This window comes from Streptomyces sp. NPDC049813 (assembly GCF_044465085.1).
In the GTDB taxonomy this organism is placed as follows: domain Bacteria; phylum Actinomycetota; class Actinomycetes; order Streptomycetales; family Streptomycetaceae; genus Streptomyces.
The window spans coordinates 278,212-303,530 of record NZ_JBITLI010000008.1 but is presented as its reverse complement, the minus strand read 5'-3'; the positions used below and the strand labels follow the sequence as shown (position 1 = coordinate 303,530).

General features: G+C 74.4%; 19 protein-coding genes. 7 read left to right on the top strand and 12 right to left on the bottom strand.

Annotated elements, in window-relative coordinates:
- The first annotated feature begins 62 nt into the window (after positions 1-62).
- Positions 63-2,534: a glycoside hydrolase family 31 protein gene (locus tag ACIBW6_RS19350; RefSeq protein ID WP_399061050.1), complete on the top strand. Its 2,472-nt coding sequence runs from the start codon at positions 63-65 to the stop codon at positions 2,532-2,534.
- On the opposite strand, the gene ACIBW6_RS19345 is transcribed toward ACIBW6_RS19350, so the two are convergent.
- Positions 2,525-3,061, bottom strand: coding sequence for an NUDIX domain-containing protein (locus ACIBW6_RS19345; protein ID WP_399061048.1), 537 nt, complete (start codon positions 3,059-3,061; stop codon positions 2,525-2,527). The genes ACIBW6_RS19350 and ACIBW6_RS19345 overlap by 10 nt on opposite strands.
- Before the next feature lie 72 nt (positions 3,062-3,133).
- On the opposite strand from ACIBW6_RS19345, the gene ACIBW6_RS19340 reads away from it, so the two are divergent.
- From ACIBW6_RS19340 to glpK, 5 genes are all read left to right on the top strand, one after another.
- Positions 3,134-3,940 (top strand): M15 family metallopeptidase, encoded by an 807-nt coding sequence (locus tag ACIBW6_RS19340; RefSeq protein ID WP_399061046.1) that lies wholly within the window; start codon positions 3,134-3,136, stop codon positions 3,938-3,940.
- Positions 3,941-4,139: 199 nt separating this feature from the next.
- Positions 4,140-4,574: a Zn-ribbon domain-containing OB-fold protein gene (locus tag ACIBW6_RS19335; RefSeq protein WP_399061044.1), complete on the top strand. Its 435-nt coding sequence runs from the start codon at positions 4,140-4,142 to the stop codon at positions 4,572-4,574.
- Positions 4,571-5,761 carry a lipid-transfer protein gene (locus ACIBW6_RS19330; protein WP_399061042.1) on the top strand — a complete coding sequence of 397 codons (1,191 nt, stop codon included), beginning with the start codon at positions 4,571-4,573 and terminating at the stop codon, positions 5,759-5,761. The genes ACIBW6_RS19335 and ACIBW6_RS19330 overlap by 4 nt, the downstream gene beginning before the upstream one ends.
- A 488-nt stretch (positions 5,762-6,249) precedes the next feature.
- Positions 6,250-7,041: an MIP/aquaporin family protein gene (locus tag ACIBW6_RS19325; RefSeq protein WP_399061040.1), complete on the top strand. Its 792-nt coding sequence runs from the start codon at positions 6,250-6,252 to the stop codon at positions 7,039-7,041.
- Positions 7,042-7,145: 104 nt separating this feature from the next.
- Positions 7,146-8,666: a glycerol kinase GlpK gene (gene glpK / locus ACIBW6_RS19320; RefSeq protein ID WP_399061038.1), complete on the top strand. Its 1,521-nt coding sequence runs from the start codon at positions 7,146-7,148 to the stop codon at positions 8,664-8,666.
- Positions 8,667-8,772: 106 nt separating this feature from the next.
- On the opposite strand, the gene ACIBW6_RS19315 is transcribed toward glpK, so the two are convergent.
- The 4 genes from ACIBW6_RS19315 to ACIBW6_RS19300 are packed head-to-tail and all read right to left on the bottom strand — an operon-like array spanning position 8,773 to position 13,022.
- Positions 8,773-9,378 carry a GTP-binding protein gene (locus ACIBW6_RS19315; protein WP_399061036.1) on the bottom strand — a complete coding sequence of 202 codons (606 nt, stop codon included), beginning with the start codon at positions 9,376-9,378 and terminating at the stop codon, positions 8,773-8,775.
- Between the two features lie 51 nt (positions 9,379-9,429).
- Positions 9,430-9,831 (bottom strand): DUF742 domain-containing protein, encoded by a 402-nt coding sequence (locus tag ACIBW6_RS19310; RefSeq protein ID WP_399061034.1) that lies wholly within the window; start codon positions 9,829-9,831, stop codon positions 9,430-9,432.
- A 9-nt stretch (positions 9,832-9,840) separates the two neighbouring features.
- Positions 9,841-10,278 carry a roadblock/LC7 domain-containing protein gene (locus ACIBW6_RS19305; protein ID WP_399061032.1) on the bottom strand — a complete coding sequence of 146 codons (438 nt, stop codon included), beginning with the start codon at positions 10,276-10,278 and terminating at the stop codon, positions 9,841-9,843.
- Positions 10,275-13,022, bottom strand: coding sequence for a nitrate- and nitrite sensing domain-containing protein (locus ACIBW6_RS19300; protein WP_399061030.1), 2,748 nt, complete (start codon positions 13,020-13,022; stop codon positions 10,275-10,277). Before ACIBW6_RS19300 ends, ACIBW6_RS19305 begins: the two co-directional genes overlap by 4 nt.
- Before the next feature lie 410 nt (positions 13,023-13,432).
- On the opposite strand from ACIBW6_RS19300, the gene ACIBW6_RS19295 reads away from it, so the two are divergent.
- Positions 13,433-13,855, top strand: a complete 423-nt coding sequence (locus ACIBW6_RS19295; RefSeq protein ID WP_399061085.1) for a hypothetical protein — start codon at positions 13,433-13,435, stop codon at positions 13,853-13,855.
- Between the two features lie 67 nt (positions 13,856-13,922).
- Here ACIBW6_RS19295 and ACIBW6_RS19290 read toward each other — a convergent pair whose 3' ends face one another.
- The 7 genes from ACIBW6_RS19290 to ACIBW6_RS19260 all read right to left on the bottom strand — a co-directional run bounded on the left by ACIBW6_RS19290 (position 13,923) and on the right by ACIBW6_RS19260 (position 25,254).
- Positions 13,923-18,569: a hypothetical protein gene (locus ACIBW6_RS19290; protein ID WP_399061028.1), complete on the bottom strand. Its 4,647-nt coding sequence runs from the start codon at positions 18,567-18,569 to the stop codon at positions 13,923-13,925.
- 162 nt (positions 18,570-18,731) lie between these two features.
- The gene (locus tag ACIBW6_RS19285; RefSeq protein ID WP_399061026.1) at positions 18,732-19,628 is read right to left on the bottom strand and encodes a hypothetical protein; all 897 of its coding nucleotides are present in this window, start codon (positions 19,626-19,628) and stop codon (positions 18,732-18,734) included.
- Between the two features lie 81 nt (positions 19,629-19,709).
- Positions 19,710-21,236 carry a hypothetical protein gene (locus tag ACIBW6_RS19280; RefSeq protein ID WP_399061024.1) on the bottom strand — a complete coding sequence of 509 codons (1,527 nt, stop codon included), beginning with the start codon at positions 21,234-21,236 and terminating at the stop codon, positions 19,710-19,712.
- Between the two features lie 69 nt (positions 21,237-21,305).
- The gene (locus tag ACIBW6_RS19275; protein WP_399061022.1) at positions 21,306-22,004 is read right to left on the bottom strand and encodes a GntR family transcriptional regulator; all 699 of its coding nucleotides are present in this window, start codon (positions 22,002-22,004) and stop codon (positions 21,306-21,308) included.
- A gap of 120 nt (positions 22,005-22,124) precedes the next feature.
- Positions 22,125-22,985 (bottom strand): SGNH/GDSL hydrolase family protein, encoded by an 861-nt coding sequence (locus ACIBW6_RS19270; protein ID WP_399061020.1) that lies wholly within the window; start codon positions 22,983-22,985, stop codon positions 22,125-22,127.
- Entirely contained in the window at positions 22,982-24,133 is a 1,152-nt protein-coding gene (locus tag ACIBW6_RS19265; protein ID WP_399061017.1) for a glycosyltransferase, read from the bottom strand. The genes ACIBW6_RS19270 and ACIBW6_RS19265 overlap by 4 nt, the downstream gene beginning before the upstream one ends.
- Positions 24,130-25,254, bottom strand: coding sequence for a glycosyltransferase family 4 protein (locus ACIBW6_RS19260; protein WP_399061014.1), 1,125 nt, complete (start codon positions 25,252-25,254; stop codon positions 24,130-24,132). Before ACIBW6_RS19260 ends, ACIBW6_RS19265 begins: the two co-directional genes overlap by 4 nt.
- Positions 25,255-25,319 lie beyond the last annotated feature (65 nt).

Sequence of the window (25,319 nt, the reverse complement as noted above, 5' to 3'; positions counted from 1 at the left end):
CATGGGTGAACGGCAGTTGAACGCGCCACGCGCGCGGGGCGTCGGGTGGCAGGGTGAGCAGCATGAACGGTCGTGGCCTGGTGCGCTCGGTGAAGGCGGTTTCCGTGGTGCGGCCGGCCCGGAGGTTGCGTGCCGTGCGGGCTTCGTGGTGGCGGCGCCGGGCGGTCCTCGCGGGGGAGCGCCGGGGGCGTGAGCGGGCCCGGGTGCCGGGGGCCGTGGTGGAGGTGGAGCCCGGCCCCGGTGGCGGTGTGGTGCGTTTCGAGCGGGCCCGGCTGCGGGTCACGGTGACGGTGAGCGGTGCCGTGTTCTGGGGGTGGGACGGGGCCGGGCCCACGCCGTCCTACGGAGTGGCCGGGGGCAGCCCGGAGGCGGATCCGCGGGCCGTGCTCGAGCCGGACAAGGACGGCGGCTGGCGGGTGGTGTCCGAGCGGGCGACCGTGGCGGTGTCCCGGCACGGTGCGGTGCAGGTGTGCACGCCGGGCGGTGTGCCGGTGCGCCGTGATCTGCCGCCCCGGTGGTGGGAGCCGGAGGGCGGGGGCGTGGCGCGCTGGGTGCAGCGTTCCGAGGTCCCCGCGGACGCGCGGTTCTTCGGGCTGGGCGGGCGGACCACGGGTCCGCGGCTGCGGAACGGGACCTACCGCCTGTGGAACGCCGACCCGGGTGGTGCGTCAGGGCCGGGCGGTGTGCCGGGGCGGGGCAAGTCGGGGCGGGGCAAGGATGCGCGCGGAACGTCCGGTCCGGGGGACGATCCGTCGGCGGTGACGATGCCCGTCCTGGTCGTGGTCGCCGACGCGGGGACACATCTGGTGTTCCACGACAACACCTGGGACGGCGCGGTGACGCTCCGCGAGGGGGTGGAGGGTGCCGGGTCGGGCCACGACCGGGCGGGGGCGAGCGAGCTGCGGATGGAGGGCGGTCCGCTGCGCTGCTGGGTCGTGGTGGGCACGCCCGCGCGGGTCGCGCAGACGTGGGCGCAGTTGACGGGGGCGGCGGCCGTGCCGCCTACGTGGGCGCTCGGCCATCACCACGCGCGTCGGGGTGCCGGCCGCGGGTCGGAACTGCGGCGGGTCGTCGACGGCTTCCAGGCGCGCTCTCTGCCTTTGGACGCCGTGCACGTGGAGGACGCCGGTCGCCCTGGCGCGTGGCAGTCCGGCAGGGCCGATCCTGCGAGGTCCGCCCCGCTGGCGCGACTCGCCGCGGGCGTGGGCGGGGCCGGCGTGCGACTGGTGGCCGGGGTCGGTCCCGCGGTGCGGGCCGAGACGGGCGACGCGGTGTTCGAGAGCGGGCGAGCCATGGACGCCTTCGTGCGGGATGCGGCCGGCCGCCTGGTCCGCGGGGAGGCGGGGGCGGGCGAGTCGGCGTACCCGGACTTCACGGCGAAGGGTGTCCGCAAGTGGTGGGGCGGGCTCTACGAGGAGCGTCTGGCCCAGGGTTTCTCCGGGTTCTGGCACGGCTCGCACGGAGCGGCGTCCGGGGCGACGGGGTGGCCGCGGTCGGCCCGGCACGCGCTGGAGGGCCCTGGGGGTGACCATCGTGAGGCGCACAACGTGTACGCACTCTGTATGGCGCGGGCCGCGTACGAGGCGCTCCAGGAACTGCAGCCGCGGGAGCGACCGTTCGTGGCCTCCCGGTCCGGCTGGGTGGGTATGCAGCGCTACGCAGGAGCGTGGTCGGGGCAGGCGGCGGCCGGGTGGCCGGGGTTGCGGGCTTCCTTGTCGATGGTGATCGGTCTCGGGCTGTGCGGGGTCCCGTACGCGGGGCCCGACGTGGACTGGGTCGGCGGGCCCGGCGCTGGGGAGCTGTCCCTGAGGGGGCTGCAATTGGGCGCCTACTTGCCTCTGTTCCGCACGCGTTCTGGGGCCCGCGCGGGCGCCAGGGGGCCGTGGGCCTTCGGCGACGCGGGCAGCGGGAAGGAGGGCGACCGGGAGGAGCTGATCGAGCACGCGCGCGTGGTGCTGGACGAGCGGCGGCGGCTTCTTCCCTACTTCATGACCCTCGCTCATCTCGCCCGGTGCACCGGCGCCCCGCCTGTGCGCCCTGTGTGGTGGGCGGCTCCGGAGGACCGCGGGCTGCGTGACTGCGAGGACGCCTTCTTGTTGGGGGACGCTCTCCTGGTGGCTCCCGTGCTGGAGCCCGGTGTGGTCCGCCGGTCCGTGCGGCTGCCGCGGGGGCGGTGGTACGACACGGTGAGCGGGGCGGTGTTCGACGGTCCTGGCCCGGTGACGGTGGAGGCGCCCTTGTCGCGGGTTCCGGTGCTGGCCCGGGCGGGTGCGCCGATTCCGGTGCGCGACACGGACGGCGGGGTCGGGTGGGAGGTGTGGGCACCGGCACCCGGCTGCACGGGTGGTGGCCCGGCGGTGCGGGAGGCGGGTGACGGGCCGGAGGAGCCGGCGACCGTGCAGGCGCGGGTGCGCTGGTGCGAGGGGCGGGTCGTGGTGGAGGAGGTCGGCGAGCACGGCGGCCGGGAGCCGCTGGTCCCGGTCCGGGTGCGCGGCCTTCCGGCCTCCCCGGCCCGTCGTGGCGATCACATGTAGCGGCCCTCGAACCAGGCCCTGGCGGCCACGGTGTGCAGGGGGAAGGCCAGTTCGGTGGGGCGGCGCAGGAGGTGCCAGCCGTCGGTCTCGTCGGTGGGGGCGCTGCCGGGCAGCTGGGCGGCCGGCCGCTCGGGCAGCAGGCCGAACAGCAGGAGGTGGCCGTCGGGGGCGCTGAGGGCGTCCACGAGGCGCACGTCGCGGGCGGCCGCGTCGATGCCGGTCTCCTCCCGCAGCTCGCGGACGACGGCCTGCCGCCAGTCCTCCCGGTCGTCGACGAAACCGCCGGGCAGGGCCGCCTCGCCCTGCGCGGGGGCGATGGTGCGGGTGATGACCACAAGGGCGGTGCCTGCCGTGTCGTACACGGGCTGGAGGGCGATCGCGACGGGGAGCGGGTTGCGGTAGGCGACCGTGCCGCAGGCCGGGCAGGTGCGCGGCCAGCCGTGCGTCTGGGTCCCGTAGGCGGTTCCACAGCTCGAACAGTGGGAATCCGGAACGGGGTTGATCGTGGAGTGGGTCGATGCGGACACGGCGCGGACTGTATCCGATCACTCGTGCGCGGTCTTCCCCGGAGGGGGTGGCGCCTGATAGATGCAGGGGCCATGACACCAGCTACCGCGCTCCGCAAACTCGCCGTCCTGACGGCCGCCGCGCTCCTCGGCGTGGCCGCGGCCCCCGCCACGGCCCGTGCCACGCCCGGCCCCGAAGCGCCCGAGGAATTCGTGGCGCTCCGCGATGTGGACCCCACGATCATCCAGGAGATGCGCTACTACACGGCACACGACTTCGTGGGCGAACGGATCGACGGCTACGAGAAGCCGATGTGCATCCTGACGGAGCCGGCCGCGAAAGCCCTGCGTCACGCGCAGCGGCGGCTGCTGCGGACGGGCTACTCCCTGAAGGTGTACGACTGTTACCGGCCGCAGCGCGCGGTCGATCACTTCGTGCGGTGGGCGAAGGATCTCGACGACCAGAAGATGAAGGCCGAGTTCTATCCGCGGGTCGACAAGACGCGTCTGTTCGCGGACGGGTACATCGCGGAGAAGTCGGGGCACAGCCGGGGCTCCACGGTCGATCTCACCGTGGTGAAGCTGCCGGCGCGGCCCACGCGGCCCTATGTGCCCGGGGAGCGGCTCTCTGCCTGTTACGGGCCCAAGAAGGACCGGTTCCCGGACAACTCCCTCGACATGGGTACCGGGTTCGACTGTTTCGACACGCTCGCGCACACCGACGATCCGCGCATTCAGGGGGTGCAGCGGGCCAACCGGGATCTGCTGCGGGACGCGCTGGCGCGGCAGGGGTTCGTCAACCTTCCCGAGGAGTGGTGGCACTTCACGTACAAGCCCGAGCTGTATGCCGACACTTACTTCGACTTCCCCGTCTCCAGGAGGTCGCTCACCCACAAGTGAGGCGGAGGGCGTGGCCCGGGACCACCCCCGTGTGCCCCGGCCACGCCCTCACCGATGAGACGGACGCACTGGAGGCGCGCATGGTTCTCTCCCGGTGCCGCGCGACCCCTGACGGCGGGCGGGCGCCCGTGGCACACTTCTGACGTTCCGTCAGATCCGGGGTTGGGGAGGAACTGTGGCGCGTTCGCGGAGACCCGTCGTGGCCGGCTGGTTCGCCGGGGAGGAGGGCGGATTCCGCCTGCTGGGCACCCGCTGCTCGGTGTGCGCCTCGGTGTTCTTCCCGCGCGAGGACGCGTGGTGCCGCAATCCCGGCTGCGCGGGCGGCGAGCTGGTCGAGGTCCCGCTGTCGCGGCGGGGGCGGATCTGGTCGTACACCGATTCCCGGTACCGGCCGCCGCACCCGTACGCCTCCGACCGGGAACTTCCGTGGCAGCCGTACACGTTGATCGCTGTGGAGCTCGCGTCGGAGCGCATCGTGGTGCTCGGCCAGGGGGCTGCGGGGATCGGCGTGAGCGATCTGGAGATCGGCATGGAGATGGAGGTGGTGCCGGGCCTGCTGAGCGAGGACGGCGACGAGGAAGGCGGCACGGCCTGGACGACCTGGCACTGGCGGCCGACGGGGGTGGCGGCGTGACGGGGGACGTGGCGGTGCTCGGTGCGGGCATGCACCCCTGGGGCAAGTGGGGGCGCAGTTTCGTCGAGTACGGGACGGCGGCGGCGCGGGAGGCGCTGGCCGACGCCGGCCTGGAGTGGCGGGACGTCGGCTCCGTCGTCGGCGCGGACACCGTGCGGGGCGGCTATCCGGGGTACGTGGCGGGAGCGACCTTCGCGAAGGCACTGGGCTGGCAGGGGGCGCGGGTGGCGAGCGTCTACGCGGCGTGCGCCTCGGGCGCGCAGGCGATCGACGCGGCGCGGGCGCAGATCCTCGCGGGCCTCGTGGACGTCGTGCTCGTGGTGGGCGCCGACGCCGCGCCCAAGGGATTCTTCCGGCCCGCGGGCGGCGACCGGCCCGACGACCCCGACTGGCTGCGCTTCCGGGTGCTGGGGGCGACGAACCCGACGTACTTCGGGCTCTACGCACGGCGCCGCATGGCCCTGCACGGGGACACCGTGGAGGACTTCGCCCAGGTCAAGGTGAAGAACGCGGCGTGTGGAGCGCTCAACCCGCGCGCGCGGTACCGCACGGCGGTGACGGCCGAGGAGGTCGCCGCCTCCGCCGTCGTCGCCGATCCGCTGCGTCTGCTCGACATCTGCGCGACCTCGGACGGCGGCGCGGCGCTCGTCCTGTCGAGCATGGCGTTCGCCCGGCGGCACGGTGCCGCGGACCCGGTCCGGATCCGGGCCGTCTCCACCGTGACCCCGGTCTATCCGAACACGGTGCTGGACCTGCCCGACATCGCCACCGATTCGGCGGCGGGCGTCGAGCCGCCGGGGCAGGCCTTCCGGACGTCGATCACTCACGCCGCCTATGAGGAGGCGGGAATCGGTCCGCGGGACCTGTCGCTCGCGGAGGTCTACGACCTGTCCACCGCCCTGGAACTGCAGTGGTACGAGGACCTCGGTCTGTGCGGCGAGGGCGAGGCGGCCAAGCTGTTGCGCGAGGGCGCGACCGCGCCCGGCGGGCGGACACCGGTGAACGTCAGCGGCGGTCTCGCCTCCTTCGGGGAGGCGGTCCCGGCGCAGGCGATCGCCCAGGTCTGCGAGCTGACCTGGCAGTTGCGGGGCGAGGCGGGCGCCCGTCAGGTCGCCGGGGCCCGGGTCGGTATCACCGCCAACCAGGGCCTGTTCGGACACGGGTCGTCGGTCGTCGCGGTGCGCTGATCACGTGGGCTGGACATCGCTCGCCATACGGTGATCACGCCGACCGGACGGTGGCTCGCCATACGGTGATCACGCCGACCGGAGGGTGGCTCGCCATACGGTGACCACGCGGCCAGTAAGGCCGCTTATGAGGCTCAAGTGGCGCACCAGGAGCGGCACTTGCCGGGCCCGCGCCCTTGGTGAACCGGTGCGGTCCGCGACCTTGACGCTCCAGTACGGCCGGTGAACACTTCCGGTGTCAGTCGGCATCGCCGCATGCCGGCCCACCGCCCCCGCGGGCCCTCGTCGGCCGCGCGGGCGCTCCCTGCCGGGTCGTGGCAGGCCGGGCCGCTCCCCCACGCCCTGCGGCTGTGCGGGCCCGCTCGTCACGGAGGCCCGGCGGGGCGCGAGAGGCCCGCCGCCGGCCGAAGTCGCCAGTACCAGCCATGGATACGCACCCTGCACGGAGGACCGGGGCCGGCGCCCCGGGCAAGGGCCAAGGAGCCGCCATGAGCAATGGAGACATCTTCGTCGGTGAGGTCATCGGCACCGCCATCCTGATCCTGTTCGGCGCCGGCGTCTGCGCCGCCGTCACCCTCAGACACTCCAAGGCGAGAGCCTCCGGGTGGATCGTCATCGCCTTCGGGTGGGGCTTCGGCGTCCTGGCCGGGGCGTACACCGCCGCGCCGCTGTCGGGCGGCCACCTCAACCCCGCTGTGACCCTGGGGATCGCCATCGACACCGGGAAGTGGAGCCAGGTCTGGGTCTACCTGTGCGGCCAGATGGTCGGGGCGATGCTGGGCGCCGTCCTGGCGTACCTGGTGTACCTCGCGCAGTTCAACGCCAACGTAAGCGCGCCCGCGCGGTCTGCCGGCAGCCCGCAGGGCGCAGCCGAGGAGCCGCCGGCCGGCACCGACGGCCAGGGCGGTCCGACGCCGACGCTGGGGATCTTCTCGACGATCCCCGAGATCCGGAACCCGGTCGCGAACCTGATCACGGAGATCATCGCGACCGTCGGCCTGGTCCTGCCCGTCCTGGCCTTCGGCCTGACCAAGGGGCTGGGCCAGTCCGGCACGCAGGTACTGGTCGTGGCGCTCGTCGTCGTCGGCATCGGCCTGTCCCTCGGCGGGCCCACGGGTTACGCGATAAACCCGGCCCGCGACCTGGGCCCGCGCATCGTGCACCAGTTCCTGCCGATCCCCAACAAGGGCACGTCCGACTGGGGTTACGCCTTCGTCCCCGTCGTCGGCCCGCTGATCGGCGGGGCGCTGGCGGGCCTGATCTACAACGTGGCCTTCTGAGGCGCCGAGGCCGGAGCACTCCCGACCCCCCTCCCCCCCCACCGGCCGTCCGCTCCCCCACAGGCGGCCTCCGTCCCATGACCGACTTCTTCCGAAGGGTAGCCATGCCCGACAACTCCGCGAAGTACGTCGCCGCCATCGACCAGGGAACGACGTCGAGCCGTTGCATCATCTTCGACCAGGGCGGCGCGATCGTCGCGGTCGACCAGCGCGAGCACCGGCAGATCTTCCCCAAGCCCGGCTGGGTGGAGCACGACGCCACCGAGATCTGGTCCAAGGTGCAGGCGGTGGTCGCCGGTGCGATCGCCAAGGCGGGCCTGCGGGCCGACCAGCTCAGCGCCCTCGGCATCACCAACCAGCGGGAGACGACCGTCCTGTGGGACCGGTCGACCGGCAGGCCCGTGCACAACGCGATCGTCTGGCAGGACACCCGGACGGCCGCGCTCTGCGCCGAACTGGGCGGCACCGACGGCCAGGACCGGTTCCGGGAGCGGACGGGACTCCCGCTGGCCAGCTACTTCTCCGGGCCGAAGGCCGCCTGGCTGCTCGACCACGTACCGGGGCTGCGGGCGCGCGCCGAGCGGGGCGAGATCGCGTTCGGGACGATGGACTCCTGGCTGATCTGGAACCTCACCGGGGGCACCGACGGCGGCATCCACGTCACGGACGTCACCAACGCGGGACGCACCATGCTGATGGACCTGGAGACCCTCCAGTGGGACCCCGCGATCCTGTCGGCGATGAACGTCCCCGAGGCCGTCCTGCCGGAGATCCGCTCGTCCGCCGAGGTGTACGGCACCGCGGTCGGCCAGCTCTCCGGCGTCCCGGTCGCCTCCGCCCTGGGCGACCAGCAGGCGGCCGTGTTCGGGCAGGCCTGCTACGACACCGGGACGGCGAAGAACACGTACGGTACGGGCAGCTTCCTGCTGCTCAACACGGGCAACCGGCCGGTGCCTTCGAAGAACGGCCTGCTCACCACCATGGGGTACAAGATCGGCTCCGAGGCTCCCGTCTACTGCCTGGAGGGGTCCATCGCGATCACCGGCGCGCTGGTGCAGTGGTTCCGCGACCAGCTCGGCATCATCAAGAGCGCCGACGAGATCGAGACGCTGGCGGCGAGCGTCGACGACAACGGCGGGGCGTACATCGTGCCGGCGTTCTCCGGTCTCTACGCGCCCTACTGGCGTTCCGACGCGCGCGGTGTCGTCACCGGTCTCACCCGGTACGTCACCAAGGGGCATCTGGCACGGGCCGTCCTGGAGGCGACGAGCTGGCAGACGCGTGAGGTCGTCGACGCGATGTACCAGGACTCCGGGGTGCCGATCACGACCCTGAAGGTCGACGGCGGGATGACGAAGAACAACCTCCTCATGCAGCACCAGGCGGACGTGCTCGGCGTGCCCGTCATCCGGCCCCGGGTCTCCGAGACGACGTGTCTGGGCGCCGCGTACGCCGCCGGGCTCGCCACGGGCGTCTGGCACGACCTGGACGAGCTGAAGGCCCACTGGCAGCGGGACGTCGAGTGGACACCGTCGATGGAGGCGCGGGTGCGGGACCGCGAGTACCACAACTGGCGCAAGGCGGTGGAGAAGAGCTTCGGCTGGCACGAGGAGGAGCAGGCCTGAGCCACCGGCTCAGGCGGACGTGCACGCGCGCGTAGTCCCGAGAAAGAAGCCGCTACGCGCGCGTAGTCGCGAAAAAGGGCTACGCGCGCGTGCCGCGTCGTACGGGTCAGGTGACGGCCGGCTGGCGGCGGCGGGCCGCGGTGGCCGCCGCGTGCTCCACAACGCCGATGAGGACGGTCTTCACGGAGTCCTTCTCGCGTGCGTCGCAGAGCACGACGGGGACGCCGGGGTCCAGGTCGAGCGCCTGGCGCACCGAGTCCGCGGGGTAACGGGACGCCCCGTCGAAGCAGTTGACGCCGACGACGAACGGGATGGCGCGCCGCTCGAAGTAGTCGACGGCGGCGAAGCAGTCCTCCAGGCGGCGGGTGTCGGCGAGGACGACGGCGCCGAGGGCGCCCGTGGCGAGCTCGTCCCACAGAAACCAGAAGCGGTCCTGGCCCGGGGTGCCGAAGAGGTACAGGACCAGGTCGCGGCGGACCGTGATCCGGCCGAAGTCCATGGCCACCGTGGTGGTGTGCTTGCCCTCGACGCCCTGGGTGTCGTCGACGGGCCGGCCGGCCTCGCTGAGCAGCTCCTCCGTACGCAGGGGCTTGATCTCGCTGACCGCGCCGACGAGCGTGGTCTTGCCCACGCCGAAGCCGCCGGCCACCAGGATCTTGAGCGTGACGGGCTCGACGGGGCCCCTGCCACGCTCGGAACGCCCGAAGATCATGGGTTGTCTCTCCTGCCTCACTGAGGTCGCTGGGTGCGGTGCGGGGCCGTCTCAGAGGGCCCGGAGGCCGTCGATGACGTCCCGCAGAATGCTTTCGTCGGGCAGTTCCGCCGGAGGCACGGGCCGCGTCACGTGCACCAGCTCGTCGTCGACCAGATCGCCGATGAGGACGCGGACCACGCCGACGGGGAGGTCGAGTTCCGTGGCGAGTTCGGCGACCGACTGCGGGGCGTCCTGGCACAGCCCGACGATGTCGACGTGCTCCGGCGACAGGGTCTGGTCGGCCACGGGATCGTCGTCGCGGGACTCCGCGACGACGACCGCGATCAGGTCGAGGCGGTGCTGGCCCGTGCTGCTGGTGCGGCCGCGTGTCATGGCGTACGGGCGGACGACCGGCCCCGCCTCGTCGTCGAACCAGTGCGTCTCCTGCGTCCCCTCACCGTCTGCGCTCATGCCGTCCCACTACCCTCCGGCGGGATGTTCCGTGCGCGGAGCCGTCCCCAGATGTGCGCCCACCCGCTTGACCAGCAGGGTCATCTCGTAGGCGACGAGGCCGACATCGGAGTCCGCGTCCGACAGGACCGCGAGACAGCTGCCGTCGCCGGCCGCGGTGACGAACAGGAAGGCCTCGTCGAGCTCGACGATGGTCTGGCGGACCCCGCCCGCGTCGAAGTGCCGCCCGACCCCCTTGGCGAGGCTGTGGAAGCCGGAGGCGACGGCGGCGAGGTGCTCGCTGTCCTCCCGGCTGAGGTCCTTGGAGACCCCCGTCGGCAGCCCGTCCCCGGAGAGCACGAGCGCCTTGTGGATGCTGGCGACCCGCTCGACCAGGTCGTCGAGGAGCCAGTTGAGCTCCCCCGAACCACCGTTCGTGGTGTGCGCGGTGGCCTTCGGTGCGGTCATCGACCGTCCCCCTCAGAAGTCGTTCCCTGTGCTGTGCCGTCGGCGCTGTCGGCGTCGGCGGCGCGGTCGGTGGTTCCGGCGTTCTCCTCGCGGCCGCGCCGCCAGCCGCTCTGGAGCGAGGCCATCCGGCTGCGTACCTCGTCGGCGTCCCGGTCCGCCGGGCGTGCGGCGACGCTCTCGTCGCGGGCCGTCGCGCGGTCGGCGCGCAGGTCGGGCCCGTCCTTCAATTGCGGGGCCAGATTGGCCTGTCGCACGCGCTTGGGCAGTCCGCCGGCCGTGGCCGCGGTGTCCGGCTGCCCGGCGCCCGACGGCTTTGCGACGGCGGGCTCCACGGCCCGCGCGCGGCGGCGCGGGAGGTCGGTCAGGGGCGTCGGCGGGAGGTCGCGCACCCCGTCGCCGACGCCGCGGTCGTGCCGCTCCCCCGGGTCCTGGGCGGCGCGGTCCAGCGCGGCGGGCCGGGTGCGCGTGACCGGCTTGCCGTGGGAGCTGACGAGTTTGGGGGCGCGGCGGCGCGGCAGCGGCACGAGGCCGTCGGGCAGTCCGGCGCGTCCGGCGCCGTGGCCGTGGTCGGCGACGGGCTCGTCGGCCTGCTGGTGCTGCTCGCCGGGGAGCCCGGCGACCGGGCGCCGGGGGCGGAAGAGGGCGCCGCGTTCGCTGTCCTCGTCGTCCAGTGCTCCCGGGAAGTCGGTCAGGCCCAGGTCGGCCGTGGCCAGCGGGGCCTCCAGCTCGATCGGCCCGTCGAGGACCGAGGCGGGCAGTCCCGGCAGGCCGTCGGAGGTGTGCAGTCCGGGGACGACCGGGCGGCGCGCCGGGTCGGGCCGGTCGAGGCGGAACCCGGTGCCCTCCGTGTCGGGCGCGTCGGTGAGCAGCGCGTCCGGGATGAAGACGACCGCGGTCGTGCCGCCGTACGGGGACGGCTGGAGGGAGACGCGGACGTTCTGCCGCTGGGCGAGGCGGCTGACCACGAAGAGGCCGAGGCGATCGGTGTCGGAGAGTTCGAACTCGGGGGTCTCGGCGAGCCGCAGATTGGCGTCGAGCAGACCGTCGGCGTTCATGCCGAGGCCGCGGTCGTGGATCTCCAGGGTGAAGCCGTTGGCGACGCGCTCGCCGAGGACCTGGACGGCGGTGTGCGGCGGGGAGAACACCGTGGCGTTCTCCAGGAGTTCGGCGATCAGGTGGGTGAGGTCGGCGACGGCGGGGCCGGTCACCGCGATCCGGGGCAGGCGGCGCACCTCGATGCGCTCGTAGTCCTCGACCTCGGCCACGGAGGCCCGCACGATGTCCATGAGCTGCACGGGCTTGCGCCACTGCCGGGAGGGGGCGGAGCCGGAGAGGATCACCAGACCCTCGGCGTGGCGGCGCATGCGGGTGGTGAGGTGGTCGAGGCGGAACAGGTCGGCGAGTTCGTCGGTGTCGTCGGTCCTGCGCTCCATGGCGTCGAGCAGGGTCAGCTGCTTGTGCAGGAGGACCTGACTGCGCCGGGCGAGGTTGACGAAGACCTCGGAGACGCCGCGGCGCAGCTCGGCCTGTTTGACGGCGGCTTCGACGGCCGAGCGCTGCAAGGTGTTGAGGGCCTGGCCGACCTGGCCGATCTCGTCCTTGTCGTACTCCAGGCGCGGGGCCTCGGTCTCCACGTCGACCACTTCGCCCGCGGCGAGGCGGCGCATCACGCCGGGCAGGCGGACGCCGGAGGCCTCGTGGGCCTCCAGGCGCAGCCGGCGCAGGTCGCGGACGAGACCGCGGCCGACGCGGACCGACAGGAAAAGGGAGACGAGCAGGGCGAGAAGGCCGAGCACCCCGGCGACGCCGGCCAGCAGGAACACCTTGAGGGCGATCGGGCGGGCCCGGTCCTGGTAGCGGTGGGCGGCCGCGGTGTTCCGGTCGGCGAGTTCGCCGAGGACCTGTTCCGCGGCCCGGTCCCAGCCGGCCGCGGTGACGCCCTCGGGCGCGCCGGGCGCGCCGCTGACGACGGCCTTCTCCGCGGTGCGCAGCGGGTTGGTGTCGGGCCCGCTCCAGTACCGCTGGAAGCGGGCGCGCTCGGCGGCGGGCAGCATCGCGAGGTTCGTGTCGTACAGCAGGGTGCGCTGGGCGGCCAGGTCGGAGATCTGCCGCAGCTCGTCCTGGCCGAGCCGGCCGGCGACGAGGCCGGAGGCGACCAGGGCGTCTTCCCGCGACAGCAGTTCGCGGGCCTCGATGATCCCGGCGACGGCGCGGCCCTGACGCTCCACCTCGGAGTCGTCCAGGGCGGTGAGGCCGAGGAGGAAGTCGTCCGTCGGCGCGATCAGGCGGTCGTAGAAGTCCAAGGCCTGGGCCCGGGTGACGGTGCCTTCGTCGACGTTCCTGCGCAGCGATTCGATGCCCTCGAAGCCTTCGACGGCTGCGTCCAGGGCGCCGCGCGCGTCGCCGTTCAGGTCGCCGCGCAGGTCGGTGCCGGCGGCCCGCTCCCTGATGCGGGACATCTGCTCGTCGGCGGCGGAGCGCCGGGTGCGCAGGTCCGACTGGGCCTGTGAGGCGCGGGGGTCGGCGAGGTAGACCAGGGTCTGGCGGCGTTCCGCCTGGAGGGCGCGGGCCGCGTCGACCAGTGGGTAGCCGATCGCGTCGGCGGCCTTGCCCGCGGAGAGCAGCTGCATGGCGTCGCGCCCGGTGATCACCGAGGCGAAGGCCCAGATCGCCGTCAGCGACAGGAGCGGCACCAGCAACAACGCCACGATCTTCCGGCGGATGGACTTCCCGCGAAAGCGCATGGCCTCCCCCAGATCGGCCCCGTGTGGTCAGGGGGCACACATGTGCGGCAACAAACGGCGCGAGCCTACTACTGAGACACGCCCAACTCGAAGGCCTGTCCGGATGCTGTTCGTATCCACTGGGCAGCACGCGTCCTGAGTTGTCCGGGCATTACGGGAGATTGCCTCCCGGAATTCTTCCGGTGGGAAGCACTCACTATCAGCCGACAGGGCAGGGCAGTTGGCTGGAATTCTCGGGTTCCGGTCGCCGCATCAGGGCAGTTGTCCGAATTCGGGAATCTTTCCGCGCTGCCGTCCGTCTTCCTCTCAGGATGTACGTGCAGCGCGGCGCCGGCACCGAGAGGTGACATCAAGCGGAGCAAACCGGGCAGTCACTGTGCAGGCCGGTGCGGGGGCATCGGGCCGAGGGCCTGGAAGCGGCGGGGAGTGACGTGGTGAGTGAGATGACGGAGCGGCGGCAGCTATGGGTCGAGGAGCCGGCGAAGCGGCGCCGGATGCCCGATCCGGTCCGCAAGGCGGCGGTGCGCGCCGTCCTCATCAGTGCGATCACGCTGATCCAGGCGATGGTCGCTTTCCTGTGCACGCTCGCCGATTCCTGGCTGGCGTTCCCGATGGTGCTCAGCAGCGTGGCCAGCACGGTGGTGGCCACCTGGGGCGTGCTGGACGTCTGGGTGACGCGCCAGATGTGGAACCAGCGGCACGGAGTCGTCTCCGTTCCGGCCAGCACCGCCCGTCAGCTGCGCAAGGAGCGCCGCCGGGCCCGCCGGTCGGCGCGGCGCGCGCCGGAGAGCATACGCAGGCACGGCGGGGCCGGGCAGTTGACGCATACGTGAGCCGGTGAGTGACCGGGCGGGGCGGGCGCGGCGGCCCGCCCGTCCGACCCGCCCGTCCCGCCTTCGGTCAGGCGTCCTGTGCGGCCGTCCCGGTGCGGGCGGCGGGCACCGTGGGCTCGGCGGTCTCCGCGGGCTCGGCCGGTCGCTTGAACATCCGGGTCGCCGTGATCTCGCCGTGCACCGTCTCCCCGTCGGGATCCTGCTGCGGCAGGCCCGGGCGCAGGTGCTCCTCCACGCTGATGTACTTCAGCCCCGCCCGCAGGTCCGCGTCGTTGCGCAGCCGGATCACCAGCGGGAACTCGGCGAGCGCCGTGGTGTCGAACAGGCCGGTCGTGTAGAGGAGTTGGACGCCGAGCGCGTCGGACACGGCGCGCTGGAGCTCCAGCAGGTACGTCGCGTTGGCCCGGCCGATGGGGTTGTCGAGGAAGAGCGTGCCGGCGTGCCGGTGCTTGTCGCGGCCCCGGTCGTTCGAGCGCAGCGCGGCCATCGTGCAGTACAGGGCGATGGCCGCGGTGAGCAGCTGGCCGCCGGAGAACACGTCGCCCATCTGCCCGACCGGCACCCGCTCGGCCCGCAGCACCGCGTCCGGCTTGAGGATCTCGACGGCGACGCCCTTGGGCTCCAGGGCGGCGGCGACCCCGCGCAGCAGCAGGGACATGCCGTCGCGGCGCAGGTCGGAGTTCTTCTTCACGGCCGCGCGGGTCGCGTCGTCGATGACCTCGCCGAGCCGCTCGGTCAAGGTGGCCTGGTCGGGCTCCTCGAAGCGGATCCGCAGGAACTCCTGGCCCGACCACTCGCCGAGCCCTTCGGGAAGGCGGGACAGGCGCTGGGCGGAGCGGAGCGTGGCAAGCGAGGACTCGACGAGGCCGCGCAGCCGGTCCACGATCGAGTCGCGGTTGCGCTCCAGCTGCGCCAGCTCGTCGGTGAGGACGCGCAGCCGGGGTGCGAAGGCGTCCGCCCAGCGCTGCGCGTGCTCCGGCAGCGCGGCGGCGGGCAGCTCGCGGATCTGCTGGCGGGCGGGCGTGCGCACCTGCTCGTAGCGGGTGGAGTTCGCATGCCGGACGAGGATGTCGCTCGCCTCGCGGACGGCGGTCTCGGCGGCGGACAGGTCGGCGGCGCAGCCGCGCAGTGAGCGGCGGGTCTCGGCCGCGGCGGTGCGGGCCTCCTCCAGGGTGCCCGGGTAGGGCTCCTGCTCCTCGTGCTCGTCGTCGGCGTGGTCCCGCAGCAGGTCGCGCAGGAGCGCGGCCGTCTCCTCGAAGCCGCCGGTGCCGTCCTCGGCGGTCCGGTGGGCGTCGAGGAGTTCGCCGTGGGCGGCGCGGGCGGTGCTCAGCGCCTCGGTCCGCGCGGCCAGTTCGGTGGTGACGGTCCGCAACAGGGCGCCCGCCTGCTCGGCGTCGGCGGGGACGAGGTCCGCGGGCAGCTCGGTGTGGGCCGTGCCGTCCTCGGGCGCGTGCCGCTCGGCCTCGCCGCGCAACCTGCCGAGCTGCTCGCTGGCGGTGGAGGCGCGGGTCTCCAGGAGCTGGACGAGCTCCTCGGCGCGGGCGGCGGCGGCCTGCCGGGAGGGCCCGTCGGCGCCGTCGGACGATTCGAGCAGGGTGGCGGCGCGGGTGCGCACCTTGTTGGTGAGCCGGCCCAGTTCGGTGAGGGCGGCCGATTCGTCGCTCTCGGCGCGGGCCTGCTCGGCCCGCAGGTCGGCGCCGACGCCGACCTTCTCGTACAGCTGGGACGCGGCGCGGTAGGCCTCGCGCAGGGCGGGCAGCGACGCCTTGGGCGTCTCCCCTTCGGGTACGTCGTCGGGGGCGCCGGCGATCTCGGCGCGCTCGGCGCGCAGCGCGCGGGCGGTGCGGCGGGTGTCGTCGGCGGAGCGCTGGGCGGAGCGGCGGTCCTCGTCGGCGGCGCGCGCGTGCTCCAGGCAGGACTGGGCGCGGGCCTCCGATGCGACGGCCTCGTCGGCGAGTTCGCGCACCTTGGCCTGCCAGGCGGCGCGCTCGCGCAGCCGGTAGGCGAGGCCGGCGAGCGCATCGGCGGCGCGGCGGGCCCGCTGGGCGGCCTCCTGCCGCTCGTCCCGGACGCGGAGCGCCTCGGTGGCGGACTCGTCGGCCTCGGCGCGGACGGTGCGGGCCTCGGCCAGCTCGGCCTCGGTCTCCTCGGCGAACGCGCGGGCCTGCCGGGCCTCGGTGGCGAGTTCGGTGAGCCGGCCGGCCGGGCAGCCGGCCCGCCAGGAGGTGAGCCGGGCGGCGAGCTCGCGGTCCTTGGCGAGGCGGCCGGCGAGGGCACGGATGGACTCGTCGCGCTGGGCGGCGCGGGCGCGCAGGGCGTGGCGCTCCTCGTCGGCGGCGTGCTCGTCGTGCATGGCCGGGTTCGGCGGGACGAGGAAGACACCCTCGTCCGGGGCGGCCTCGGCCGGGGTGGGGGCGAGCAGCGCGGCGGCGGTGCCGACGGCGACGGTGGACCGCGGCAGCAGGGCGGCGCCCGCGAGTACCTCCCGGGCCCGGGCGTGCGAGGCCGGGTCGGTGATGATCACGCCGTCGACCAGCTCGGGGCGGGCGGCCAGCACGCGCGCGTGGTCGACGGGGTCGACGGACTGGGCGAGGTAGCGCCAGCCCGGCAGGGCGGGGATGCCCTGTTCGCCGAGGTGCTCGACCGTGGCCAGCACGTCCGGTCCTGGCGGCAGCAGCCCGCCGTCGCCGAGGGCGCCGAGGATGCGGGAGTCGTCGGCGGCGGCGGTGCGCAGCTCGAACAGCTGCCGCTCGGCGGCGGTGACGGAGCCGTCGAGCAGGCCGGCCAGGTCGTCGGCGGCCCGGTCGAGGTCCTCGGGGGTCAGCGGGGTGCGGGGGGCGTCGTCGGGTGCGGCGGGTGCGGCCGACGGGCCGTCCACGCCCAGCAGTTCGGCGAGCCGCTCCTCCCCCGCCAGGGCGGCGGCGGCCCGCTCCTCTGCCTGGTGCGCCTGGTCCGCGGCGGCCGCTGCGTCGGCGGCGCGGGCCGCGGTCAGCTCGGCGCGGGCCTGTACGGCGGCGGCCTCACGGGCGTGCTCGGTGGCGCGGTGGGCGGCCTCGCGGGCGGTGTCCCAGGCGGCGACGGTCGTCTTCTCGGCGTCGCTCGCGGCGAGGGCGGCGCGGGCCGGGTCGGCGTCGGGCGCGCTGTCGTCGAGCCAGCCGGCGCGGACCGCCTCGGCGGTCTCCTGCTCGACCTCGGTGAGCCGCTGGCGCAGGTGGCCCAGTTCGCTGCGGGCGCGCTGCGCCTCGGTGGCGGCGACGGTCGCGTCGCGGTGCGCGGTCTCGCCCGCCTCTTGGAGGACGGCGGAACGCTCCTCCTCCTCGTTGGCGTGGCTCTCGGCCTTCTCCGCCGCGCTGTGCAGGGCCCGGACCAGCTCGGCGGCGGCCCGGGAGCGGGCGGCGAGGGCGGGGGCCGCGTCGCGCTCGGCCTCGCGGATGGCGGCGGCCACGCGCGCGGTGCGGTCGGCGGCGGCACGGTGGCGCAGCACGGCCTCGGCGGCCTGCCATGCGGAGTGCAGGGTGCGGGCGTCGGCAAGTTCGCGCTTCTGCGCGGCGGCGGCCTTCTCGGCGCCGGCCAGCGCCAACGAGGCATGCCGGTAGGCGAGTTCGGCCGCGATGAGGGCGCTGCGCCCGCGCGCCGACTCGGCTTCGGTGACGGTGTGCGCGGCGGCGGTGACCTGCTGGGCGAGGTCACCGGCGCGCGCTCGCTCGACGCCGGCCCGGGCGGTCAGGCGCCGGGCGAGCGTGCGGGTGCGGCGCTCGGCGCCTGCGTGGATGTCGCGCGCGCGGGCCCGGGTGTCGGCGGCGTCGACGATGCGGGTGAGCAGGTCGACGGAGCCGGCGGTGAAGTCGCGTTCGGCGATCAGCTCGGCCCGCCGGCCGAGCTTGTTGCCGAAGCCGCCGACCAGGTCGGCGAGGCCGTCGGTGTCGCGGGTGTCGGTGACGGCGCGCAGCAGCAGGTCGGTGAAGTCGGAGTCCTTCTTGACCGCGAAGAGGCCGGCGGCCTCGCCCTCGTCCGCGTTCATCTCGCGCTGGTAGCGGAAGAGTTCGGGGTCGAGTCCGAGGTCCCCGAGGTGCTCGTTCCACCGGTCGTGGATCTCTTCCCAGTGGACTTCGAGGTGGGGGTAGGCCTTGCCGGCCTCGGTCAGCGCGTCCCGGAAGCCCTTCATGGTGCGGCGGCGGCCTTGTGCGCCCGAGGCGCCCTCGGGGGTGGCGCGGACGGCCGTCGACTCGGCGACGGGCAGGGAGTCCAGGCTGAGGCCGGGGCCCGGCCGGAACGAGTACCAGGCCTCCGCGAACTTGCGGGGGTCGTTGGAGACCTGCCGCCCGCGCCACTCGCTGGCCTTGCCGACGACGACGCACTCACCGGTGAGGGTGTGCTGCCATTCCAGGGCGACGTGTCCGCAGTCGTCGGCGAGCAGGAACTTGCGCAGCACTCCGGAGCTGGCGCCGCCCAGGGTGTTGCGGTGGCCGGGCAGCATCACGGAGAAGATCAGTTTGAGCAGGACCGACTTGCCGCCGCCGTTCTCCAGGAAGAGCACGCCGGCCGGCGCCGGGCGGCGCGGCGGCCCGACCGGCTCGTCCGCGAAGAACTCCGCCTGGGTGGGCGCGGGGTCGGGCACGGGCGCGCCGACGCCCCGCAGGTCGAGCACGGTGTCGGCGTAGCGCGCACCGGCCGGCCCGATGGAGTAGAGGCGAACCCGGGACAGCTCGTACATGGCGGACTCTCGTGGTAGGTACGGACGTTCGGTGAGGCGGTCGGTGCGGTGGCGGTCGGGCGGTGCGCGGTGCGGCTGTCGGTCAGGGGGCCGATCGAGGCGGTCAGGCGGTCAGGCGGTTGGCGCGGGGGCAGGCGGTCAGGCGGTCAGGCGGTCAGGCGGTCAGGAGTGGAACGGCAGGCCCGCGTCGGCGAGCTCCACCGCGTCCTCGTCCATCGGCGGCAACAGGCTCGCGGAGCCGTCGGTCACCGCGACCACGCCGAGCTCCAGGAGTTCGGCCATGGCGGCCGTGCCGGCCATGTCGCGGACCTGCAACTGGTAGCGGGCGGTGGTGCGGTACGTGCCGCCGCCGTCGTCGCCGGTCCGCTGCAGGAACCCGGAGTCGGTCAGGAACGTGACGGCCTTGGCGACGATGCCGGTGGTCGAACCGGCGAGGCGGCGCGCGTCCTTGGTGGCGCCGGTGGAGCTGCGCCGCGCCCAGACCCGCCAGGCCGCTTCGAGGCCCGGGGCGTCGGTGGCCGGGTCGGTGTTCTCGCCCTGCTCGTCGGCGCGCTCCTCCAGCTTGCGGCAGGCCTGACGGACGAATCCGTCCACGCCGTTGACGCTGACGCGGCCGATGTAGCCGTCGTCGGCGAGGTCCTCCGGGCGCGGGAAGGCGAGCGCGGCGACGGCGAGGTGCGCGAGGCCGTGCAGGAACCGGTCGGTGGAGTCGGCGGCCGTGCGGCGGGCGTAGTCGCCCATGCGGACGGCGAAGACGGAGTCCTCCGCGGCCGTCACGGCCATCCCCGCGCGCGGGGAGACCTCCAGGACGACGAGGCCGAGACCGGTGGCGACGGCGTCGGCGAGCCGCGCGAACGGCGGGTCCTCGCGGTAGCGGCGCAGCAGTTCGGCGTACTCCTGGTCGCGCGAGGGTGCCAGCTTTGGTTGCAGGCCGAAGGAGACCAGCCGGGCCGCGTCGGCCGCGTCGGCGGGGGTGACCGGCGCCGGTGCCCTGGTGGTGCCCGCCCCGGTGGCCTCGGCCTCGCCCCGTTCGGCGAGCTCTTCGGGGTACTCGGTCACGGGCGGTGCTCCTCGGTCGGTTCTCGGTGTGTCATGGGGCGTCCCTGCGGTCCGCCGCGTCTGTCGTGCGTCCCTCGTGCGTCACGCGGCCTCCGTGCGGCCCGCCGCCATCCCGGCGGCGTCGAGGAGCGCCGTGCCGACGATGAGGTCGGCGCCGCCGAACTCCGGGTCGTCGAGTTCGGTGCCGTCGTCCACGGCGAACAGCAGCGTGCCCTCGCCCTGGCGGTAGGCGGTACCGACCGGCGGGCTGGCCGCGTGCACCGCCAACAGGGCGACCAGGTAGGGCAGTTCGCTGTCGCGCCGCCGGGCCTCTGCCAGCAGCCCCGACAGTCGGCGCGGCGCGTCCGCGGGCAGGTCGAGCAGTTCCTTGGCGCTCGCCAGCTGCTCCTCGCTGAAGCGGCTGTCGTCGGGGGTGGCGACGAGGTCCGGCTCGGGCATCTCGGCGCCCAGGTGCTCCCGCTCCAGCGGCGGGGTCAGCAGTATGTCGACCAGGTCGCCGACGCGTACGGAGACGGGGGTGCGCAGTCCGGTGCCGTGGGCGAAGAAGGCGTCGGTGACCTTGCGGGCGCTCTCGACCGGCAGCGGCAGCAGGGGCGCCACGAGCTGTCCGTACAGGTCGAGGCCCGCGCGCGCGGAGGGCGTGGCGAAGGCCTGCCGGTCCTGCTCGGCGCGGAACAGGGGGCCCGCTTCGAGCAGCCGGGACTGCAACTGCGTATGGCGGCGGATGCAGTCCTTGACGATGTCGACCAGTTCGGCGGCGCGCCGCTTCTGCTCGGGTTCCTCGGACTCGTCCCTGGCCTTGCGGATGTTCGTGAGGATCGCGTTCTCGTGGCGGTAGCGGTCGGCTACGTGGTCGAGCGCCTCGGCGATCATGTCGGGGACGGCACGCAGCCAGTCCACGGCGCGCACGTTGCGCCGCGTGGCGTCCAGGGCCTTGCGCAGCGTCTCCGAGTACTGCACGGTCCGGTACCTGGCCTGCTCGGCGGCGAGTTGCGCGTCCGCGAGGCGGCCGCGGCTGATGAGCACCTCAAGCTTGACCTCGGCGGCGATCTGCGCGCTGGTGACGTCCGTGTCGAGAGCGCCGACCAGGACGTTGACCGCTTCGTCGGTCGTGCGGAGGTAGACGCTGCCGCCGTGACCGGGGACTTCCTCGATCAGCTTGAAGTCGTAGTCGCGCCGCACGTAGGAGCCGTCGGTGGCGAACGTGCCGTACACGGCGCGGAAGCCGCGGTCCACCGTGCCGACGTTGATCAGGTTCTCCAGGACCCAGCGGGCGACGCGCTCGTGCTCCGCGGCGGGGCGCTGGGGCGCCTGCGCGGCGATGCGCGGCACCAGACGGGCCACTATCTGCTCGTGGTCGGCGCCGGTGTCGAAGTCCATGTTCAGCGTGACGAGGTCGATCGCGCTGAGCGCCACCTCGGCCATGCCGTACGTCGAGTACTCGCCCGCGAGGTTGGCCTTGCGCACGTCGAGGTCGTGCAGCGGGGCGGTGCAGGCGAGCGCGCGGAGGCGCCGCGCGAGCCCTTCGTCGGCGGCCGGCCCCGGCGCGGGGCGCGGCCCCGCGCTGAGCTGGGGCGGAACGGATTCCGTGGTGGCAGGCGAAGTCACGGAGCACAGACTAGGCGCTGGGTCTGACACCGGTCGAAACGACGCAGATGCGACGGGGCCGCCGGGCGGTCACCCGCCTGCCGGGACCCGCTGCCCGTACGCCTCGACGAGCCCGTCGCGGGAGTCGTCGAGGTAGTCGGCGAGCAGCGCCTCCGCGGCGTCCCTGCGCCCGTCCCGGAGCGTCTCGACGATCCGCAGGTTGCGGGCGAGGTAGGGCTCGTGGAGGCGGCGCGGGTCGTCCACGACGTGGAAGGCGAGCCGGAGTTCGGCCAGGACGCTGCGCATCAGTTCGTCGGTGCGTTCGCTGCGCGCGAGGGCGACGAGTTCGCGGTGGAAGTGGATGTTGGCGGTCGAGACGCCCTTCCACTCGCGGGCCCCGGCGGCGCGCTGCCCGTCGGCGACGGCCTCCGCGACCCGGTCGAGCGCGTACGGGGGGTCGCCGAGGGAGCGGACGACGGCGCACTCGACCATGCGCCGGATGCGGTAGATGTCCTGGACGTCGTCGATGCTCAGGACTCGGACGAAGACACCGCGGTTGAGCCGGTGTTCGAGCAGTCGCTCGTGGGTGAGCAGCCGGAAGGACTCCCGGAGGGTGTTGCGCGAGACGCCGAGGGCGCCGCCGATGCTGTCCTCCGACAGGCGGGTCCCGGGCGGGAAGAATCCGTCCGCGATCCGGCTCCTGAGGATGTCCGCGACGCGTTCGGCGGTGCTGGTGCGCCCCAGGAGCGCGCGGTCGTCGGCGAGTGCGTGCAGTTCTTCCGTGGCCACGGCCGCATTCAAGCGCACATGAAGGAACGAGACAACATGGGTATCGCCGGATCGTTCAACGATCGCGACCCGTGGCCATACCTGATCGCGGACCGTGACCCACCTGTATGAGGGCTGCTTTCAGGTGGCCGCCCGGGAGGCCTCCGCTGACGCCGACAGCGCGGACAGGGCCGCCGCCACCCCGGCCGACGCGCTCAGGTCGAGCCGGGCGCCGGTGCCGCGCAGTCCGTGCCGCACCTCGTCGGCGGCGAGCGCCAAGAGCTGCGGCAGCAGATCGGTACAGCGCCTCGCCACCCATCCGGTGCCCGCGGTGGCCAGCCACCACAGACCGGCCGAGCGGGTCGGCGCGGGCCGCTCCGGCTCGGTGCCGGGCGCCGGGCCCCCGGCGTGCCCGGCCGCGGCGAGCGCGGCATGGAAGCGGGCCGCGAACAGACGGTGTCCCCGTTCCCCGGGGTGGAGCCGGTCCGCGCTCCACATGGCGCGGTCGGTCACCAAGTCGCCCTCGGCGGCGTGCAGGTGGACCGCGCCGTGACGCGCGGACAGGGCGTGCACCACGGAGTTGACCGCGCGCTGCCGGCGGGCGAGAGGCCGGGCCAGGGCTCCGGGCAGCCCCAGCATGGCGCCCGGGTCGGGCAGGCAGGCCGTGAGGAGGACCGCGCCCCGCCCGGCGCAGGCCCCGTACACGGTGTCGAGGTGGGCGGCGACGGCACGGATGTCGAAGGTGCACCGCAAGGTGTCGTTGACGCCGACCACGACGGACACGAGGTCGGGTGCCCAGGCGAGCGCGTCCGGGAGCTGGCGGTGGCGCACATCGGCCGTCTGTGCCCCGCTCACGGCGAGGTTGCGGAACTCCACCGGCGTCCCGTCCGGGGTGAGCCCGTCGGCGAGCAGCGCCGCCCAGCCGCGCCACCCGCCGTCGACCGGGTCACCGATCCCCTGGGTGAGGGAGTCGCCGAGCGCGGCGAACCGCAGGGGCTTCACACCGCACCCCGGTCGTGCGCGGGCTCGGGCGCTTCATGGGCGGCCAGGAAGGCCCGCACGGCGGTGTCCCAGCCGAAGCACTCGGCCCGCGCGCGTGCCGCCTCCTGGCGCCGCGACACCGCCCGTCCCAGCACCTCCTGGACTGCGGTGGCGAAGGCCGCGCCGTTGTCCGCCGCGACGGCGCCCGCCGCCCCCACGACCTCCGGCAGCGCCGAGGTCCCGCTGACCACGACGGGCGTCCCGCAGGCCAGGGCCTCCAGAGCGGCGAGCCCGAAGGTCTCGGCGGGGCCGGGGGCCAGGCACACGTCGGCCGCCGCCTGTAGTGCGGCGAGGGCGTCCCGGTCGCCGACGTGCCCGAGGAAGTCGACCGGCAGCCGGCGCGCCCGCGCCCGCTGGACGAGCCGGGTCCGCAGGGGCCCGTCGCCGGCGACGACCAGCCGTGCGGGCACGCCGCGGCGGCGCAGCTCCGCCACCGCCTCCAGTCCCGTGCCGGGCCGTTTCTCCACGGACAGCCGCGTGCACATGACGAGCAGTACCTCGCCCACGCGCGCGTGCCGTTCCCGCACGCCCGCGTCGGCCGCCCGGGGGCGGCAGCGTTCGAGGTCGACCCCGAGCGGCGCCCGGACGACGTTGCGCGCGCCGACGCGGACGAACTCGCGCTCGGCCCACTCCGTCGTGCACACCACGCGCGCGTAGGCGTGCGCGGTGCGGAGGTTGAGCACGTCGGCGGCGCGCCGTGCGGCGCCGTCGGGCACGCCCCAGGTCCGCAGGACGCCGTGCGCAGTCTCGTGCGACACCATGACGGCGGGCACCCGGGCCCGCCGCGCCCACTCGCCGGTCCAGCGCAGGGTCGTGCGGTCGGAGACCTCCAGGCGGTCGGGGCGCAGCTCCTCCAGGAGCCGGGCCACGCGGCGGCGTTCGGTCAGCACGCGGTATCCGCCGGTGCCCGGCAGGGGCGCCCCGGGCAGGGTCAGGACGCGGCCCTGAGGGCCTTCCTCGTCGGAGAAGCGGGGCCCCGGGACGATCAGCACGGGTGCGTGGCCGGCCGCCAGATAACCGGCGCCCAGCTCGCGCAGGGCGGTGCGCAGGCCGCCGGAGGAGGGCGCCACGAAGTTCGCGAGCCGGACGATGCGCAGGCCCCCGCTCATGCCGCCACCACCGTCCGGGCCCGCAGCACGTCGGCGTAGTGCTCGACGAGCTGGTCCCCGACGGCCTCCCAGGTCCGTCCGGCGACGGCGGCGCGGCCGGCTGCTCCGTAGGCGGCGCGCAGGGCCGGGTCGGCGGCCAGCGACCACACGGCGTCGCGAACGGCGTCCGCGTCCAGCGGTGGCACCAGCAGTCCGGTCCTGCCGTGGTCGACGAGGTCGAGCGGCCCCCCGACGGCCGGCGCGACCACCGGCACCCCGCTGGCCATGGCCTCCTGCACGGTCTGGCAGAACGTCTCGAACGGGCCCGTGTGCACGAAGACGTCCAGGGAGGCGAAGATCCGGGCGAGGTCGTCGCCGGTGCGCCGCCCGAGGAAGACGGCGCCGGGCAGGGCGCCTTCCAGCGAGGCGCGGCTCGGCCCGTCCCCCACGACGACGATCCGCGCGCCGGGCAGGCCGCACGCGCGAGACAGCAGCTCGACCCGCTTCTCCGGGGCGAGCCGTCCCACGTAGCCGACGAGCAGCTCCCCGCCGGGTGCCAGCTCCGCGCGCAGTGACGGATCGCGCCGCTCGGGCCGGAACCGGTGGCCGTCCACGCCGCGCGGCCACAGCCGCACCCGGGGCACCCCGTGCGCCTCCAGGTCGTGCCGGGCGGCGCTGGACGGGGCGAGGGTCCGGTCGGCGGCGGCGTGCACCGCGCGGATGCGGCGCCAGGCGGCGGCCTCCCCCGCGCCCATGTACGTACGGGCGTAACCGGCCAGGTCGGTCTGGTAGACGGCGACGGCCGGGACACCCTGGCGGGCCGCGGCCGCCATGCCGCGGGCACCGAGGACGAACGGGCTGGCCAGGTGGACGACGTGGGCCCGGTGCGCGGCCACGGCCTGGGCGACGCGGCGGCTGGGCAGGGCGACCCGGACCTGCGGGTAGCCGGGCAGCGGCAGCGAGGGCACCCGGATCACGGGGCAGGGGGCGCCCGCGTCCGCCTCGGGTCCGTCGGCGGTGGCCGGGGCGACGACGAGGGGTTCGTGGCCGCGGGCGGCGAGGTGCCGCGCGGTCTGCAGGGCGCAGTGGGCCACGCCGTTGATGTCGGGAGGGAAGGACTCGCTCACGATGACGACACGCATATCCGTGTTGTCGCCGCACCGGACGTGCCCACGTCAACGTGGATCTTTCCTGGCGAGGAACGTCC